12 protein-coding genes, 1 tRNA gene and 1 pseudogene are annotated in these 17124 nt (G+C 63.1%); 8 read left to right on the top strand and 6 right to left on the bottom strand.

Annotated elements, in window-relative coordinates:
• Window positions 1-102: 102 nt before the first annotated feature.
• Window positions 103-177: transfer RNA gene (locus ACZYHG_RS29200), tRNA-Gln, on the top strand.
• Window positions 178-279: 102 nt separating this feature from the next.
• On the opposite strand, the gene smc is transcribed toward ACZYHG_RS29200, so the two are convergent.
• The 3 genes and pseudogenes from smc to ACZYHG_RS29215 all read right to left on the bottom strand — a co-directional run bounded on the left by smc (window position 280) and on the right by ACZYHG_RS29215 (window position 5204).
• Window positions 280-3738 carry a chromosome segregation protein SMC gene (smc, locus tag ACZYHG_RS29205; RefSeq protein WP_464611524.1) on the bottom strand — a complete coding sequence of 1153 codons (3459 nt, stop codon included), beginning with the start codon at window positions 3736-3738 and terminating at the stop codon, window positions 280-282.
• A 57-nt stretch (window positions 3739-3795) separates the two neighbouring features.
• Window positions 3796-4540 (bottom strand): annotated as a pseudogene (locus tag ACZYHG_RS29210) (DsbA family protein).
• 154 nt (window positions 4541-4694) lie between these two features.
• Window positions 4695-5204 carry a DUF721 domain-containing protein gene (locus tag ACZYHG_RS29215; RefSeq protein ID WP_027058158.1) on the bottom strand — a complete coding sequence of 170 codons (510 nt, stop codon included), beginning with the start codon at window positions 5202-5204 and terminating at the stop codon, window positions 4695-4697.
• A gap of 54 nt (window positions 5205-5258) precedes the next feature.
• Here ACZYHG_RS29215 and mutY point away from each other — a divergent pair, with 54 nt between their 5' ends.
• Window positions 5259-6413, top strand: a complete 1155-nt coding sequence (mutY, locus tag ACZYHG_RS29220; RefSeq protein ID WP_464611525.1) for an A/G-specific adenine glycosylase — start codon at window positions 5259-5261, stop codon at window positions 6411-6413.
• On the top strand, window positions 6406-7017 hold the full coding sequence (locus tag ACZYHG_RS29225) for an HAD family hydrolase (RefSeq protein ID WP_464611526.1): 612 nt from the start codon (window positions 6406-6408) through the stop codon (window positions 7015-7017). The genes mutY and ACZYHG_RS29225 overlap by 8 nt, the downstream gene beginning before the upstream one ends.
• A gap of 65 nt (window positions 7018-7082) precedes the next feature.
• Here ACZYHG_RS29225 and ACZYHG_RS29230 read toward each other — a convergent pair whose 3' ends face one another.
• On the bottom strand, window positions 7083-8216 hold the full coding sequence (locus ACZYHG_RS29230; RefSeq protein ID WP_464611527.1) for a DNA methyltransferase: 1134 nt from the start codon (window positions 8214-8216) through the stop codon (window positions 7083-7085).
• A gap of 177 nt (window positions 8217-8393) precedes the next feature.
• Between ACZYHG_RS29230 and ACZYHG_RS29235 the strand changes: the two genes are divergently transcribed.
• Window positions 8394-9083 (top strand): HAD family hydrolase, encoded by a 690-nt coding sequence (locus ACZYHG_RS29235; protein WP_464611528.1) that lies wholly within the window; start codon window positions 8394-8396, stop codon window positions 9081-9083.
• A 42-nt stretch (window positions 9084-9125) separates the two neighbouring features.
• On the opposite strand, the gene ACZYHG_RS29240 is transcribed toward ACZYHG_RS29235, so the two are convergent.
• Entirely contained in the window at window positions 9126-9890 is a 765-nt protein-coding gene (locus ACZYHG_RS29240; protein ID WP_464611529.1) for a hypothetical protein, read from the bottom strand.
• A 129-nt stretch (window positions 9891-10019) separates the two neighbouring features.
• Between ACZYHG_RS29240 and thrC the strand changes: the two genes are divergently transcribed.
• The 4 genes from thrC to ACZYHG_RS29260 are packed head-to-tail and all read left to right on the top strand — an operon-like array spanning window position 10020 to window position 16230.
• Complete coding sequence (thrC, locus tag ACZYHG_RS29245) at window positions 10020-11417, top strand: threonine synthase (protein WP_464611530.1); 1398 nt, start codon at window positions 10020-10022, stop codon at window positions 11415-11417.
• A gap of 14 nt (window positions 11418-11431) precedes the next feature.
• The gene (locus tag ACZYHG_RS29250; protein ID WP_027034247.1) at window positions 11432-12724 is read left to right on the top strand and encodes a M16 family metallopeptidase; all 1293 of its coding nucleotides are present in this window, start codon (window positions 11432-11434) and stop codon (window positions 12722-12724) included.
• 14 nt (window positions 12725-12738) lie between these two features.
• Window positions 12739-13338 carry a GNAT family N-acetyltransferase gene (locus ACZYHG_RS29255; RefSeq protein WP_464611531.1) on the top strand — a complete coding sequence of 200 codons (600 nt, stop codon included), beginning with the start codon at window positions 12739-12741 and terminating at the stop codon, window positions 13336-13338.
• 3 nt (window positions 13339-13341) lie between these two features.
• The gene (locus ACZYHG_RS29260; RefSeq protein ID WP_464611532.1) at window positions 13342-16230 is read left to right on the top strand and encodes an EAL domain-containing protein; all 2889 of its coding nucleotides are present in this window, start codon (window positions 13342-13344) and stop codon (window positions 16228-16230) included.
• Window positions 16231-16388: 158 nt separating this feature from the next.
• Here ACZYHG_RS29260 and ACZYHG_RS29265 read toward each other — a convergent pair whose 3' ends face one another.
• Window positions 16389-16997: a YqgE/AlgH family protein gene (locus ACZYHG_RS29265; RefSeq protein WP_027046619.1), complete on the bottom strand. Its 609-nt coding sequence runs from the start codon at window positions 16995-16997 to the stop codon at window positions 16389-16391.
• Window positions 16998-17124 lie beyond the last annotated feature (127 nt).

Here is a 17124-nt window from a genome sequence, read left to right on the forward strand (position 1 = left end):
TTTGTGGATTGCTCGTTTTGAGCGTTCTCGCTGTCGCTGATAGGATTGTGCTTTTCGGCTGCTCTGCTAATAACGCGCCGCACAAGCGACTCTGACGGCAATTGGGGCGTCGCCAAGTGGTAAGGCATCGGTTTTTGGTACCGACATTCCCAGGTTCGAATCCTGGCGCCCCAGCCAGAGATTAAGGTTAACAAAATCAAATAATTGGTTTTCTACTCTACGGAGACTGAAAGTGGCCAAGCGTCTCGGATCGTTCATGCGATCCAGGTAGCCCAGGCCTCAGCTCGCCTCGCGCATCGCCTCTGCCGCCTGCAAATCGACCGACACGAGCTGGCTGACCCCCTGCTCGGCCATGGTCACGCCGAACAGCCTGTCCATGCGCGCCATGGTGATCGGGTTGTGCGTGATGATGACGAAGCGCGTCTCGGTGGTCTTGGCCATCTCGTCCATGAGATTGCAGAAGCGTTCGACATTGTGATCGTCGAGCGGCGCGTCGACTTCGTCGAGCACGCAGATCGGCGCAGGGTTGGTGAGAAACACGGCGAAGATCAGCGACATCGCCGTCAACGCCTGCTCGCCGCCGGACAAAAGCGTCATGGTCTGCGGCTTCTTGCCCGGCGGGCGAGCAAGGATTTCGAGCCCGGCCTCGAGCGGATCCTCGGATTCGATCAGCTGCAATTCCGCCGTGCCGCCGCCGAACAAATGCGAGAACAACCGCTGGAAATGGCCGTTAACGACATCGAAGGCGGCCAGCAGCCGCTCGCGGCCTTCGCGGTTGAGGCTCTGGATCGCTTGCCTGAGCTTGCGGATCGCCTCGATGATGTCCTCACGCTCGGAAACGATCGTCTCCAGCCGGTCGGACAGCTCCTTCTGCTCTTCCTCGGCGCGCAGATTGACGGCGCCGAGCCGTTCGCGCTCGATCTTCAGCCGGTCGAGCTGGCGTTCGATCTCCGGCATTTCGGGCATCGGATCGTCGGCTTCCAAGCCGGTATGGCGGATGACCAGATGCGGCGGCGTGTTCAGCGTTTCCTGGATACGCGCTTCGACTTCCAGCCGGCGCTCGTCGGCCGCCGTCAGCCGTTCCTCGGCGCGCACGCGGGTCTCGCGCGCCTCGGCCAACGACTGGATGGAGCCGGTGGCCAGCTTGTCCAGCTCGGCTTGCTTGGTCTCCGCTTCCTGCAGGCGATCGGCCGCTGCCTTGCGCAAGGTCTCGGCCTCGGTGAGCTGCGACAGCAAAGCGCGCCGTTTGGCGTCGATTTCGTCGGGAGCGTCGGCAAGCCGTTCGCGCTCGGCCTCGGCCTCGGCCTTGCGTTCGCCAAGCGATGCAATCTGCGTCGAGGCGTTTTCGGCACGCTGCAACCAGCTGCTGCGCTCAGCGTCAATGGCATCGAGCCGGCGCGCGCGAGCCTCGGCTTCGCGCCGCAAACCCTCATGGACGGCACGTGCATCTGCGAGCGTGGCACGGTCGCGCGAAACATTTGCCGAGGACTGTTCGAGCTGCAGTTGCAAGTCGCCCAGATCAGGTGCGTCCTGCAGCAGCATTTCGGCCTCGACGAAAGCCGCCGAGGTTTCTTCGTGGCTGTCGACGATGCGAGTGCGGGCCTCATCCAAAGCGGCACGCCGGCTCGATAGTTCACCGCCGGCTTTTTCGGCCTCGGCCAGCGCATTGCGGGCAGCGTCGAGCCGATGCTGGGCGTCACGTCCGGCCTGGCGGGTGTTGCGTTCGGCTTCGCTTGCCTGGCGAAGCGCCTGTTCAGCCTGCGCCAATGCCGCCTCGGCCTGGCGCAGGGCCAGCGTCGCCTGCACCGCCTCGGCATCGAGTTCGGCCAGCCTGTTCTTCTGCGCCAGCCGCTGCGCAGCGGCCGTCGGTGCATCGGCGCTGGCGGTGAGGCCGTCCCAGCGCCAGAGCGCACCCTCGCGGCTGACCAGCCGCTGGCCTGGCGCGAGCAGCGCCTGCAACCGGCGGCCGTCGGAGGCCTCGATGATGCCGATCTGCGCCAGGCGGCGGGCAAGCTGCGCCGGGGCGCGAACCACGCTGGCCAGGCTCTTGATGCCTTCCGGCAAGGCGGCGTCGCCGGACTGGATCTCGCTTTCGCCCCAATGCACCGGCGCGCTGCGGTCGAGCGGCACGTCGAGATCTTCGCCAAGGGCAGCACCCAGCGCCGTCTCGAAGCCACGTTCGACGCTGATCTGCTCCAGCACGGACGGGAACAGATCGCCACTGGCTGCATTCAGGATCTTGGCCAGCGTCCGTGCTTCCGTCTCGATCCCAGCAAGCTCCGCCCTGGCATCCTGAAGCGGCGGGCGGGCGGCGCTCTCGGTAGTGCGTGCATCGATGACCGACTGCTCGGCCTCCAATACGGCAACTTCGGATTCATCCAACAGCGCCATCGCCTGTTCGACCAGCACCCGCTTTTCGGCCGGATCCGGCAGGCCGGCGACCTTGGACAGGATATCCGACAGTTCGCGGTCGACCTCGGCCAGCTGGCGGCCAAAGCGGTCGCGGCGCTCGGCGGTGTCGCGCAACGTCCGCTCGATCTGGTTGCGCGAGGCGGCGGCCTCGGCTCGCTCGGCGGTCAGCGCGGCGAGCTTGGCTTCGCTCTGCGAGAGTGTTGCCGCAGCCTGTTCGAAGGCAGCCCGGGTGGTTGCCTCGCGCTCTGCGGCGCCAGCGTTTTCCGAATTCAGCGTCGCTTCTTCGCTGCGCAGGCGCTCAAGAATGTCCGCATTGTCGCGCACCATGCGTTCTTCGCGGGCAATGTCGCCGTCGAGCTGCTGCAGCCGGCGCTCGAGCTCGGCTTGACGGGCGCGGATGCGGCCGGCTTCCTCCTCGATCTGCGACTTGGCGATCGACAGGCGCTGGAAGGCGGCGGCGGCGGCGGCTTCAGCGTCGCGCAGGTCCGGCATGCGGTGCGCGCCGATGCCTTGTTCCCTCGCGGCGGCCATCTGCGCGGCGGCGCGGTCGCCGACCAAAGCCGTGGCAACCGCCAGCGCCGAACGCGCCTCGCCTTCCTGCGTCTTGGCCAATGTCCAGCGCAAATGCAGCAGCGTCGCTTCGGCCTTGCGGATATCGGCCGACAGGTTCTTGAAGCGGGATGCCTGACGCGCCTGGCGTTTCAGGCTTTCGATCTGGCTTTCCAGCTCACCGACGACATCATCCAACCGTTCGAGATTCTGCTCGGCGGCCTTCAGCCTCAGCTCCGCCTCGTGGCGGCGGGTGTGCAGGCCGGAAATGCCGGCAGCCTCTTCCAGCAAAGCGCGGCGCGCCTGCGGCTTGGCCTGGATCAGTTCGCCGATACGGCCTTGGCCTACCATCGATGGCGAACGCGCGCCGGTCGACTGGTCGGCGAACAGAAGCTGCACGTCCTTGGCGCGCGCTTCCTTGCCGTTGATGCGGTAGAGCGAGCCGGCCTCGCGTTCGATGCGGCGCGACACCTGCAATTCATCAGCATCGTTGAAGGCAGCGGGCGCCGAGCGATCGGTGTTATCGAGGAAAAGCGTGACTTCGGCGGTGTTGCGGGCGGGCCGCGTTCCTGAACCGGAAAAGATCACGTCGTCCATGCCGGACGCGCGCATGTTCTTGTAGGAGCTTTCGCCCATCACCCAGCGCAGCGCCTCGACAAGGTTCGACTTGCCGCAGCCGTTCGGCCCGACAATACCGGTCAGGCCGCGTTCGATGACGAACTCGCCGGGCTCGACGAAGGACTTGAAACCAAGGAGGCGGAGGCGCGAAAACTTCATTCACGCGCCCCATACAGGCGAGCGCCGAAACGCTGCCGCTTCAGCGCTGACCTAATGTCAGAGCAGAGGGTCGATGATGGCCGACATTTCCTCAATCGACATCGCCCCTTTGTAGGTCTTACCGTTGATGAAGAAGGTCGGTGTCGAGTCGACCTTGAATTCATTGGCGCCGCGCTTCTGGACCGATCTCACATCGTCCAGAAGTTTCTGGTCCGTCAAGCAGGCCTCGAAGGACTCCTGTGTAAAACCGGCGAGCTTCGAGATTTGCAGCAGCGCATCCTTGGTGTTCGACACGCCAACCCAGTTCGCCTGCTGCGCAAACAGCACGTCCACCATCGGGAAGTAGTTGTCCTTGGCGCAGCGCGCCAGCATGAAACCGGCTTCCGCGCTCGGGTCAAACGGGAATTCGCGCAGGATATAGCGCGCCTTGCCGGTGTCGATGTACTTCTTCTTCAGGTCCGGGAAGGTGGTTTCGGCGAAATGCGCGCAGTGCGGGCAGGTCATCGAGGCGTATTCGACGATGGTGACCTTGGCGTCATCCTTGCCGAGCTGCTTGTCGGGTAGCGCGCCCGGCTTCAGCAATTCGGCCATGTCGACGTTGCCCTGAGAACTCGGGAACCTGAACGGCGGCCGGCGTGGCCGGCTTTGCGGGAGCGGCCGGATCCGCCGGCTTCACATCCGCCGCCTTGGCCTGTTCGCCGGAGTCGCTGCAGGCTGCGAGAAGGGCGACCGCCGGAATGGCGGCCAGCGAAGACAGGACGTTTCTGCGAGACAGACTTTGGCCAAACGGGGAACGGCTCATACAAATCACCTGACAAGGGTTGGATTTTGCAATGCAAAGGCACGAAAAGGCGAGAGTTGGCGCGAATTAAGGCATCTCGATCCCCAATCCAATCGCGAAACCTGACAAAGGCGATCACGAATGCGAGATGTTGACGACAAATCGATGACTGTCTTCAAGGGGTTTTTGACTTCCTTTCACCCAAAATGGTTGCGCCAAGCCTTTCCAGCGAGGCGCGCAACCCTTCGTCCTCGATCAGTTCGACCGTGCCGGACAACTTCGTCTTCTCCGCCACCGTCAAGGGCCTGAAGGTCGGTTTAGGCCGTCCTTTGTCCGCCGTCACCGGTTTTTGCACGATCCTGATGCGGCCTATTGCCGTAAAGCCGAGGAAAGCGTTGACCCGGTTGATGATCTCGCCGGTCTCATGCTGCAGGTGAAGTGCGGCCATGCCTTCGCAGGCGACAACCAGCACCGCCGGTTCGAACGGATCGTCTTCATGCATGCGGCGCGGCCACTGGATCTTTTCAGGCCGCGAGCGGCTGGCCAGGCGCGGTCCGGCGATTTCTTCCCAGGACTGGACGAGACCAATCGAAATGCCAGCCCGCTTGCGCAGCACCGGGTCGAGGATTGCGGTGGCGAGATCGCTCACCGGGACGGGATTGCCGTAGGGCGTTCTCCCTGCCATGTACGTTCTCCAGCCACGACCCCAGCAGATACCGGCCAGGCCAATACACGATCAATGGCACCAGCAGACCAGACCCGCAAGGCCCAGACTGACAGGGCCCAAACTGACAGCGCAATATCAGGCGATACCGCGTCGCGCCTGCTCGCCTGGTACGATGCGCACCATCGCGAACTGCCTTGGCGCGTGAGCCCGCGCGACCATGCGCGCGGTGTGCGGCCCGATCCCTACCGCATCTGGCTGTCCGAAGTCATGCTGCAGCAGACCACGGTCGAGGCGGTGAAATCCTATTTCCGCGCCTTTGTAGAGAAATGGCCTGATGTCCAGGCACTGGCCGCGGCGCCGACCGAGGACGTGATGAAAGCCTGGGCGGGGCTCGGTTACTATTCCCGCGCACGCAACCTTAAGGCCTGTGCCGATCTGGTGGCGGCGCGCGGCGGCCAGTTTCCCGACACCGAGGCCGGACTGAGAGACCTGCCCGGAATCGGCGCCTACACCTCGGCGGCCATCACCGCGATTGCCTTCGACCGCCCGGCCGCCGTTGTCGACGGCAATGTCGAACGCGTCATATCGAGGCTGTTTTCGATCGCAACGCCGCTGAGCGAAGCCAAGCCTGATATACGCGCCCGTGTCGAGCGCATGGTGCCGCCAACCAGGCCGGGCGACTTCGCCCAGGCGATGATGGATCTCGGCGCCACGATCTGCACCCCGCGCCGGCCGCGCTGCATGCTGTGTCCGCTGCGCGAAGACTGCAGTGCTGTCCTTGCAGGTGACCCCGAACATTTCCCCGTACGCCTGCCAAAGGCCGACAAGCCGCAACGACGCGGCGCTGCTTTCGTTGCCGTGCGTGACGACGGCGCCATTCTTCTGCGCAAACGGCCCGAGAACGGTTTGCTCGGCGGCATGACGGAGGTGCCGACAACGGGCTGGACGGCGCGGGTGGACGGGGCCACGACGCCGGCGGCAGCGCCCTTACCCGGCGACTGGCGGCGCGCCGGCACAATCACGCATGTCTTCACCCATTTCGCGCTCGAGCTCGAAGTCTTCCACGCCCACATCAAAGGTGATGCGCCGGAAGGTCATTTCTGGTCGCCCGCCCGCGAGATTTCCGGGGAGGCCCTGCCAACTGTCATGAAAAAGGCAATCGAGGCTGCGATACCCGGCGCGACGAAAAAACCGTCGCCACAGAGTGCAACGAGGCTCCATGACTGAAATCCGCCACATCGTTTTCGACATCGGCCGCGTGCTGATCCACTACGATCCGAACATTCCGTTCAGCCGCCTCATTCCCGATGCCGAAGAGAGAAAGTGGTTCTTCGACAATGTCTGCACGCATGACTGGAACATAGAGCAGGATCGCGGCCGGACCTGGGAAGAAGCAGAGGCACTCCTGATCGCCGACCATCCCGAGCACACGGAAAACATCCGCAATTTTCGCCGCCACTGGCACGACATGGTGCCGCATGCCTATGACGACAGCGTCGCCATCATGCTCGGCCTGATCGAGAGCGGCCATGATGTGACCATGCTGACCAACTTCGCCGCCGACACGCTTGCCGAAGCGAGGCTGCGCTTCGATTTTCTCAGCCGCCCGCGCGGCGTAACCGTGTCGGCCGATATCCGTGAGATCAAGCCCGACCGCGCCATCTACGACCATCACGTCGCCGCGTTCGGCCTCGAACCATCGGCCACATTGTTCATCGACGACAGCCAAAAGAATGTCGACGGCGCCAAGGCTGCCGGCTGGCAGGCGGTGCTGTTCACGGATGCAAAAACGCTCAAGGCAGACCTTGAGCGCTTCGGAATCAAGGCGTGATCTGAATCGCTTCCGGCGATCCGCTCATATTTTAAATCAACGCGAAAGCAGCAATTGGCAGGGGTTCAGGCCCCTGCCCGCTCCATGCCCAACCGTGCAATACGGCGCAGTTCGTCGATCGGGGTGAGCCCGCCGCTGCGCTCATAGTGCCAGAAGGTCCAGCCGTTGCAGGCATCCAGCCCCTGCACTTCTGCACCGATCTTGTGGATCGAGCCGGCGCTGTCGCCGATCGCCACCGTGCCGTCGGCACGCACCTTGGCCGCCCAGCGCTTCTTGGCGTCATAGAGCGTGGCACCCGGTGTCATCAGCCCGGTGTCGATCAGGCTGACGAAGGCGACACGTGGCTCGGTGCGCTTGCCGGTCAGCACGGTGAGATCGGCGCTTTCCAGCGGCCGCACCGCATCGATGCGCTCATTGGCGGCGTCGATATAGGCCTGCTCGCGCTCGATGCCGACGAAATGGCGGCCAAGCCGCTTGGCCACCGCGCCTGTCGTGCCGGAGCCGAAGAACGGATCAAGCACGATGTCGCCAGGCTTGGTCGAGGCCATCATGATGCGGGCGAGCAGTGCTTCCGGCTTCTGCGTCGGGTGCAATTTGTCGCCATTGTCGTTCTTCAGCCGCTCGCCGCCGGTGCAGATTGGAAACAGCCAGTCGGAGCGCATCTGGATATCGTCGTTCGAGGCTTTCATGGCTTCGTAGTTGAAGGTGTAGCCCTTGCCCTTCTGGTCACGCGTGGCCCAGATCATGGTCTCATGCGCGTTCTGGAAACGGCGGCCGCGGAAGTTCGGCATTGGGTTGGTCTTGCGCCAGACCACATCGTTGAGGATCCAGAAGCCCAGGTCCTGCATCTTGGCGCCGACCCGGAAGATGTTGTGGTAGGAGCCGATGACCCAGATGGTGCCATTGGGCTTCAACACCCGGCGCGCGGCCAGCAGCCAGGCGCGGGTGAAGGCATCATAGGCCTCAAAACTCTCGAACTGATCCCAGTCGTCGTCGACGGCGTCGACCTTGGACTGGTCGGGACGGTGCAGGTCGCCGTCGAGCTGCAGATTGTAGGGCGGATCGGCGAAAATGACGTCGATGGATTTCTCTGGCAACCGGTCGAGGGCCGCGACGCAGTCGCCTTTCAGGATGGTGTCCAGCCATTCGGATTGCTGGGGGGCATTGGAAAGGTCGTCGAGAAGACGCACGGCAGACATTTTTACACCCAAGGCACGCGTTACTGTTTACTCCCCGTTATGGTTACCGATCAGCGTAAATATTCAGTGAAGGCCTCAGGAATGGCTTGCCTGGTTTGCGAAGGCCGGGCCGGTGGTGTATGTCGCGCCGCTTGAGCCCATAGCGGCATTCCTCCATCCTCCTTGTTCCGGATCACCATGCCTCAGCCAGACCTTGTCATCTTCGATTGCGACGGTGTGCTCGTCGATTCCGAAATCATCGCCGCACGGGTCGAGGCCGAGCTGATAACGCTCGCCGGATACGAAATCTCGGCCGAGGAGATTGCCGAGACCTATGCGGGCCTGACCTTCAAGGACATCCTGATGCGGATCGAGGAGAAGTCCAAAATCCCGTTCCAGGCGTCGCTGATCGACCGCGCCGAAGAGCTGGTCGACCGCAAATTGCGTAGCGATGTCCGTGCCATCGAGGGCGTGCGCGAAGCGGTGGCCTCCGTCACGACGCAACGCTGCATATGCTCCAACTCACGCTCGGAGAGGATAGAATTCATGCTGGAGAAGGTGCATCTGCTGCCGTTTTTCGCCGGCCGTATCTTCTCGGCCATGGAGATACCGAGCAAAAAGACCAAGCCTGCCCCGGACGTGTTCCTGCTCGCGGCGGAAAAACTCGGTGCGAAGCCGGCGAACACTTTTGTCATCGAGGATTCCGTGCACGGCGTTGCCGGCGCAAGGGCAGCCGGCATGCGCGTGATCGGCTTTACTGGCGCCAGCCACAGCTATCCCGGCCATGCAGATGCGTTGACCGAGGCCGGCGCCGAAACGGTTATTCGCCGTTGGGCGGAGCTGAAAAGCGTGATCGCGGCGCTGTCGGAATGGTCGGCCGACGCCTGAGACGCGTGCGTCCAGCCGGACGCACGCCGCGCGGATGGCCGCTTAGTTCGTCGCCGCGGCCTTCTTCCTATGGGTCTTCTTCTTCGGCTTGTCCGTCGTAGCTTTCGGGGCCGTCTCGTCATAGCCGGCATAGGCCTGATAGTCCGCCGCCGTCGGCGCCGGCACGACGATGTTGGAATCGGTGAAGACGAACTGGGTGGCGACCGAGGGATCGGTGACCTGGACCTGATACTGGTGGATCTGCGAATAAAGCACGTCGGTGCCGTGCATCACCGCTGTGCGGATCGGCATGGTGATGGTGCCGGGGGTGAACTTCGGCCCGGGCACGATCTTGCCGGCGACCGCGATCTTCATGGTCAGTTGCCCGTCGGCGCGGCTGCAGTCGCGGGTCACATCGCTGATCGATGCCTGGTAGATGATGTTCACCGACTCATCGGGCGCGGCCGCGGCGGCAGCAGCGTCGGCCGCGGCGGCGGCTTGTGCATCCGCGGCCTGCTGTTCGGCTTCGGCCTTGTTCCTCGGCTTGTGCATGGGCTTCGACTTCGCCTTGGGCTTCTGCACTTCCTTGGCCATGGTGTTGAAGAATGCCGTGCCGTCGCGGACCGTCACCCTGGGGCAATAGGCATTCAACTGGCTGGCCAGTACCTTGGGATCCTGCGGAGGTGGCGGCGCGGTCGGATCCTTCTTGCCGCCCAAGCCGAGGTTCAGGATGCCATTGTCGCCCGATTGGCAGCCGGCGGCGGCGAGCATAAAGCCCGTGAGCGCAAGACCCGCCAAAAAGCGACCACTTGATGTACGAAACGCCATGAAACTCCCACTTCCCTCTCGCAAAGCTGGTGACGTATATCAACGGCGCGGCAAAAATGCGACTGAGCCAGCGCAGAAATTAACCACCTTGTGGTGAACGGAAAGCCAAGCTTCGAACGGATCTGTGACATGCAATATGTGAGTACCCGCGGGGAGGCACCCGCGCTTGGATTTTCCGATGCTGTGCTGGCGGGCCTGGCGCGCGACGGCGGGCTATACGTGCCGCGCGAATGGCCGCAGTTTTCAACTTCCGAGATTCGCGCCATGCGCGGCCTTGCCTATCCCGATCTAGCCATCCGCGTGCTGTCGCCGTTCCTTGGCGGCGAAATCGCAGCGCCGGTCTTCGAACGCCTGGTGCGCGAAGCCTATGCCACGTTCCGCCACGAGGCCGTCTGCCCGCTGGTCCAGACTGGTCCCAACATTTTTGTCCTCGAACTCTTCCATGGACCGACGCTGGCCTTCAAGGACGTGGCGATGCAATTGCTCGCCCGGCTGATGGACCATGTGCTTGCAGAACGCGACCAGCACGCCACCATCGTCGGCGCGACGTCGGGCGATACTGGTGGCGCGGCTATCGACGCCTTTGCCGGACGCAGCCGCACCGACATCTTCATCCTGTTCCCGCATGGCCGCGTTTCGCCGGTGCAGCAGCGGCAGATGACGACGTCGAAGGCTGAAAACGTCCATGCGCTGGCGATCGAGGGCAATTTCGACGACTGCCAGGGCCTGCTCAAGGATATGTTCAACGACCATTCCTTCCGTGACCGGGTGGCGTTGTCGGGGGTCAATTCCATCAACTGGGCCCGCATCATGGCCCAGATCGTCTATTATTTCTCCTCGGCATTGTCGCTCGGCGCGCCGGACCGGCCTGTGTCCTTCACCGTTCCGACCGGCAATTTCGGCGATATCTTCGCCGGCTACGCCGCCAAGAAGATGGGCCTGCCTATCGAACGGCTGGTCATCGCCACCAACGACAACGACATATTGGCGCGCACCTTCGCCACTGGCGAATACCGCACCAAGGGGGTCTTCGCGACCACCTCGCCATCGATGGACATCCAGGTGTCGTCGAACTTCGAGCGCCTGCTGTTCGAGGCCTCAAATCGCGACGCGGCGACCGTGCGGCGCTACATGGATGGCCTGAAGCAATCCGGCGCCTTCACCATAGAAGCCCTTGAAATCAATGGGATGCGGTCCGAATTCGACGCCGGCCGCGCCAATATGGACGAGGTCGCCGCCACCATCCGCTCGACACTCGCGGGCAGCAACTACTTGCTTGATCCGCACACCGCGGCGGCCATGCATGTGGCGGCCGGCAAAGCATCGGGCGCTGTTCCCATGGTGGTGCTGGGCACGGCGCACCCGGCAAAATTCCCGGCAGCCGTTGAGGCAGCCTGCGGGGTCTCGCCAACCCTGCCCGCATGGCTAGGTGGATTGATGACATTTGAGGAAAAATACACGGTACTTCCATCTGACCTGAAAATGGTGGAAGATTACGTCAGCCGCCGCGCGCGGGCGGCGCGTTAGGGAGTACGAGCCATATGGGTGTTGAGGTAAGCCGTCTGTCGAACGGCCTGACAGTCGCCACCGAAACCCTTCCAAGTATCGAATCGGTTGCCTTGGGTGCCTGGGTCAAGTCCGGCGCCCGCAATGAACGCGACGACGAGCATGGCATGGCCCATCTCCTCGAGCACATGGCGTTCAAGGGTACAAAGCGGCGAACGGCGTTCGAGATCGCCTCGGAAATCGAGGATGTCGGTGGCGAGATCAATGCCGCCACCAGCGTCGAGACCACCTCCTACTATGCCAGGGTGTTGTCCGACGACGTCCCGCTGGCAGTCGACATTCTTGCCGACATCCTGCAGGAGTCCGAATTCGACCCGCAGGAACTCGAACGCGAGCAGCATGTCATCCTGCAGGAGATCGGTGCCGCGCACGATACGCCAGACGATATCGTGTTCGACCGTTTCACCGAGACGGCCTTTCGCCACCAGACCATCGGCCGCTCGATCCTGGGCACGCCCGAGACGGTCAAATCCTTCACTTCGAAACAGTTGCACGATTTTATCGAACGCCAATATGGCGCCGAGCGGATGGTGATCGTGGCTGCCGGCGACATCAAGCACGACAATTTCGTGCGCGAAGTGGAGAAGCAGCTTGGCGGCTTCCGCAGCAAGGCCGACAGCACCATCCCGCAATACGCGCAATATGTCGGCGGCGATTTCCGCGAGGACCGCGACCTGATGGACGCACAGATCGTGCTGGGCTTCGAAGGCCGCGCCTATCATGTACGCGACTTCTACGCCTCGCAGGTTCTGTCTATGATCCTCGGCGGCGGCATGTCATCGCGCCTGTTCCAGGAAGTCCGCGAAAAGCGCGGCCTGTGTTACTCGGTCTATGCCTTCCACTGGGGCTTTTCCGACACCGGCATCTTCGGTGTCCATGCCGCGACCGGCCAGAGTGACATCGCGGAGTTGGTTCCCGTCATCATCGATGAATTGCAGAAGGCCGGCGAGAATATCCTTCAGGAAGAACTCGACCGGGCGCGCGCCCAATATCGTGCCGGGCTGATCATGTCCGCTGAAAGCCCGGCCAGCCGCGCCTCGCAGATTGCGCGGCAACTGCTTTTGTTCGGCCGGCCGATCGCCAAGGAGGAATTGATGGAGCGCCTGTCGGCGCTGACGATCGAGCGGCTGACCGACCTGTCGTCGCGGATGTTCTCGACCAAGCCGACGCTTACCGCTGTCGGGCCTGTGGGTACGCTGGCACCATATGAGGCGATCCTCGATTCGCTTCCGGGCACGCAGACCACGGCCCGCAGGCTCGCCGTCTAAGTCCCCAAAGCGTCGTGTTCGCGCTCCCTTTCTTTCGCCGTGACCTGCCGGCGCTGAAGGGCAACCTCGTCACGTTGCGCGTGCCGTTCACCAACGACTACCGTGAATGGTCGGCGGTGCGCGGCGAAAGCCGCGCCTTCCTGGAACCCTGGGAGCCACGCTGGACCCCCGATGAGCTCGACCGCACGGCATGGCGGCTGCGCATCAGCCGCTATCGTGAAGATTATGCACAGGGAACGGCGATCGCCTTCTTCATCTTCGAGAAGTCGAGCGGCAAGTTGGCGGGCGGCATCACGCTCGGCAACATACGCCACGGTGTCTCGCAAAGCGGCCATGTCGGCTACTGGATCGGCGAGCGTTTCGGCGGCCGCGGCCTGATGACCGACGCGGTCAAGGTCGTGGCCCGCTTCGCTTTCGATACGCTGAGGTTGCACCGGATCGAAGCGGCCTGTATTCCCGACAATATCAGGTCGATCCGCGTGCTTGAAAAAGCCGGATTCCGGCGCGAAGGACTCTTACGATCCTATCTCAGGATCAACGGCATCTGGCAGGACCACTACCTCTACGCCCGGATCGCGGACGATCCGCTGGGCGGCGCGGGAACGAAGGACTGATTTTTGACGAATTTCCTGCGAAACGGGCCGCTTTTCGCCTTTGTCCTCGCGGCAATCGTGACGCTATGCGCGGCTTCGTCGGCCTTTGCCGTTGAGCCGATCAAGATTGCCCGCGACGACATCGCGCTCGACCTGTCGGGCGCCGTCGAGATCTATCGAAACCAGGGTGACAATTTCCAGGTATCGACCGCACCTGGGCCGGACGGCATCGTGCGGCGCATCGAGGTCGAGGCGAAGGACGCGCGATCGACCGGCGACTGGGCGGTGTTCGCACTCGCCAACACCACCGACCAGCAGCTCGACCGGCTGATCGTGGCGCCGCATTTTCGCCTGGTGAATTCCGGCATTTTCTGGCCCGATCTCGGCTCGACCCGCCTGGCAGCGATCACGCCCAGCGAGGGCTTCGCGCTCGACCGTCAGACCAGCCCCGACGCCGACGTGTTCCGGGTGACGCTGAACCCCGGCACAGTGATCACCTTCATCGCCGAGCTTGCCTCGCCGAAGCTGCCGCAGGTCTATCTGTGGGACCCGGAATCCTACAAGGACTCGGTCAATTCCTACACGCTGTTTCGCGGCATCGTCATCGGCATTGCCGGCCTTCTGGCGCTGTTCCTGACCATCCTTTTCGTGGTCAAGGGGACCTCCATGTTCCCGGCGACCGCCGCACTTGCCTGGGCGGTGCTTGCCTATATCTGCGTCGATTTCGGCTTCCTCAACAAGGTCATCGAGATCTCGCCCGGCAATGAGCAGATGTGGCGGGCGGGAACGGAGGTGGCGCTTGCGGCGACCTTCGTGGTGTTCCTGTTCGCCTATCTCAACCTCAACCGATGGCACGGCCATTTCAGCTATGGCGCGCTGGTCTGGATTCTAGGGCTGGTGCTGATTGCCGGCGTGGCCATTGTCGATCCGGCGGTGGCCGCCGGCATCGCCCGCATCTCGTTTGCCGCCACTGCGTTCACCGGGCTCGGCCTGATCATCTTCCTTGGCCTGCGCGGCTATGACCGCGCCATCATGCTGGTGCCCAGTTGGGTCATGGTGCTGTTGTGGCTATGCGGATCGTGGATGGCGATCACCGGCATGCTCGACAATGACATCGCCCAGCCGGCGCTCGGCGGCGGGCTGATCCTGATCATCCTGTTGATCGGCTTCACCGTCATGCAGCACGCCTTTGCTGGTGGCGCGCTGCACCAGGGGCTGTTCTCCGATCTTGAACGGCAGGCGCTAGCGGTGGCCGGATCAGGCGACACGGTGTGGGATTGGGACGTGCTGCGCGACCGCGTGGTGACAAAGCCCGATGTCAGCATCCAGCTCGGCCTGGCGCCCAACAGTCTGGGCGGGGCCGCGCGCAACTGGCTGCCGGTGCTGCACGCCGACGACCGCGACACGTTCCGCACGACACTCGACGTGGTGTTGGAACATCGGCGCGGCCGGGTGTCGCAGAATTTCCGCCTGCGCGGTGCCGATGGGCATTATCACTGGTTTTCGCTGCGCGCACGCCCGGTTATCGGATCCGACGGTGAGGTCATCCGCTGCGTCGGCACCATGGTCGATGTCACCGAGCAGAAGAAGTCCGAGGAGCGGCTGCTGCACGACGCCGTGCACGACAATCTGACCGGGCTGCCTAACCGCGAACTTTTGATGAACCGGCTGGAGGCGATCATCTCGATTGCCCGCACCGAGGAGAAGGTGCGCCCGACCGTCTTCGTCATCGACATCGACCGCTTCAAGCAGGTCAACGATGGGCTCGGCATCTCGGCCGGCGACACCATCCTGCTCACCATTGCGCGCCGCTTGCACCGCTTGCTCAAGCCGAAGGATTCGCTGTCTCGCTTTGCCGGCGACCAATTCGCGCTGATGCTGCTCTCCGAACAGGACCCAGCTCGCATCGCCGGCGTGGCCGATGCCATCAAGCACGCTATCAACAACCCGATCACCTTTGCCAAGCGCGAGATCGTGCTGACCGCGTCGATCGGCCTGATCACCTGGAATTCGCCGCAGATGTCGGCCGAGGACATGGTCAAGGACGCCGAGCTCGCCATGCACCAGGCCAAGCGTTTTGGTGGCGACAGGATCGAGCCGTTCCGCCCGGCTTTCCGCACCGTTGGTACCGATCGGCTGCAGTTTGAATCCGACCTGCGGCGCGCCATCGAGCGGCGCGAATTCACGCTGGCCTACCAGCCGATCGTTCGGCTGGAGGACGGCAGCGTTGCCGGCTTCGAAGCCTTGCTGCGCTGGGACCATCCGCGCCGCGGCATGATCCCGCCGGCCGATTTCATCCCGGTCGCCGAAAGCTGCGGGCTGATCGTGCAGCTTGGACTGTTTGCCATGCAGCAGGCGGCCGAGGATCTCGCCGGCTGGCAAAAGCAGATCGGCGACGCGCCGCTGTCGGTCTCGGTAAATTTGTCCAGCCGCCAGCTCATCCGCCGCGACCTGGTCAGCGACGTCCGCTCGGTCATCGCGCGCGCCAATCTGAAGCCGCGCTGCTTCCGGCTCGAACTCACCGAATCCCTGGTCATGGACAATCCGGAACAGACCGCTCATGTGCTGACCAAGCTGAAGCAGCTCGGCATCGGACTGTCGCTGGACGATTTCGGCACCGGCTATTCATCGCTCGCATATCTGACGAGGTTTCCGTTCGACACGATCAAGATCGACAAGAGTTTTGTCGACGACAGCACACCCAAGCGCGCCGTGCTGCTCAAATCCATGGTCAACATGGCGCATGAACTCGGCCTGTCGGTGGTCGCCGAGGGCATATCAGACGAACGTGATGCCCTGGAACTGCGCCAGATGGGTTGCGAATATGTGCAAAGCTTCATGTTCGGCGCGCCGATGCCCGGCGACCAGGTGCTGAAGGCGCTGAAGGAACAGTATCCGCTGACGCAGGCTTAGAGGCCGTTTGGAAACTCTACTCCTGCGGCCATCTGATGGCGCTTTCTGCGCTTCCGGTGCTCACGTACCAAAAGTACGCTCCGCTCCGGTTCTCGAAATCACCATCATATGACTCGCATGAGCGAGTTTCGAAACGGCCTCTGCGTCGGCCTGATGGGTCAAGCGTGTCCGGCCGCCAGGCTCAAATGGGCGAGATCGATGCCGATCGAGGCAAGAATCCGATCGTATTTGCGTTCGATGTCGGCGTCGAACAGAAGCTCGGGACTGGCCGGGCAGGTCAGCCAGCCATTCTCGGCGATCTCGGTTTCCAGCTGGCCGGCGCCCCAGCCGGAATACCCAAGCGCCATCAGCGCGTGGCGAGGGCCGCGCCCCGACGATATAGCGCGCAATATGTCGACGGTCGCGGTCAGGCAGATGTCGTCGGAAACGGTCAGCGACGATTCAACGCGATAGTCGCCGGAATGCAGGACGAAGCCCCGGCTGCGATCGACAGGCCCGCCATTGCGCACGACGAAATCGCGCGCCTGCGCCGGCAAGCGGATCGCCTCCTGCTCGTTCATTATGCCGAGCTGCACCAGCAGGTCCGGAAACAGCATCTGCTGTGTCTGGTTGATGATCAGGCCCATCGCGCCTTCATCGCTGTGCGCGCAGATGTAAATGACCGAGCGCGTGAAACGGTCGTCCTTCATGCCGGGCATGGCAATCAGGAACTGATCGTCGAGAAAGCCGCGTCCAGCAGCTGTCTTTTTGTGGCGCAACAAATCCATCGTTGGGAGGGTAACGCGTTTCCCGGGCGCCGAAAAGATGCACGGTAGCGGATTCGACCAAAGCCCATGGCGCCAGCCTTGCACTTGTTTGTCCGCAAGGGTCACGCAAATATGATATCGGCAGCGC

This window comes from Mesorhizobium subarcticum (genome assembly GCF_055456085.1).

What these genes read in the sequence shown, in the direction of transcription:
- smc (WP_464611524.1), bottom strand. Translation starts at nt 3,738, where the DNA reads ATGAAGTTTTCGCGCCTCCGCCTCCTTGGTTTCAAGTCCTTCGTCGAG.
- ACZYHG_RS29215 (WP_027058158.1), bottom strand. Translation starts at nt 5,204, where the DNA reads ATGGCAGGGAGAACGCCCTACGGCAATCCCGTCCCGGTGAGCGATCTC.
- mutY (WP_464611525.1), top strand. Translation starts at nt 5,259, where the DNA reads ATGGCACCAGCAGACCAGACCCGCAAGGCCCAGACTGACAGGGCCCAA.
- ACZYHG_RS29225 (WP_464611526.1), top strand. Translation starts at nt 6,406, where the DNA reads ATGACTGAAATCCGCCACATCGTTTTCGACATCGGCCGCGTGCTGATC.
- ACZYHG_RS29230 (WP_464611527.1), bottom strand. Translation starts at nt 8,216, where the DNA reads ATGTCTGCCGTGCGTCTTCTCGACGACCTTTCCAATGCCCCCCAGCAA.
- ACZYHG_RS29235 (WP_464611528.1), top strand. Translation starts at nt 8,394, where the DNA reads ATGCCTCAGCCAGACCTTGTCATCTTCGATTGCGACGGTGTGCTCGTC.
- ACZYHG_RS29240 (WP_464611529.1), bottom strand. Translation starts at nt 9,890, where the DNA reads ATGGCGTTTCGTACATCAAGTGGTCGCTTTTTGGCGGGTCTTGCGCTC.
- thrC (WP_464611530.1), top strand. Translation starts at nt 10,020, where the DNA reads ATGCAATATGTGAGTACCCGCGGGGAGGCACCCGCGCTTGGATTTTCC.
- ACZYHG_RS29250 (WP_027034247.1), top strand. Translation starts at nt 11,432, where the DNA reads ATGGGTGTTGAGGTAAGCCGTCTGTCGAACGGCCTGACAGTCGCCACC.
- ACZYHG_RS29265 (WP_027046619.1), bottom strand. Translation starts at nt 16,997, where the DNA reads ATGGATTTGTTGCGCCACAAAAAGACAGCTGCTGGACGCGGCTTTCTC.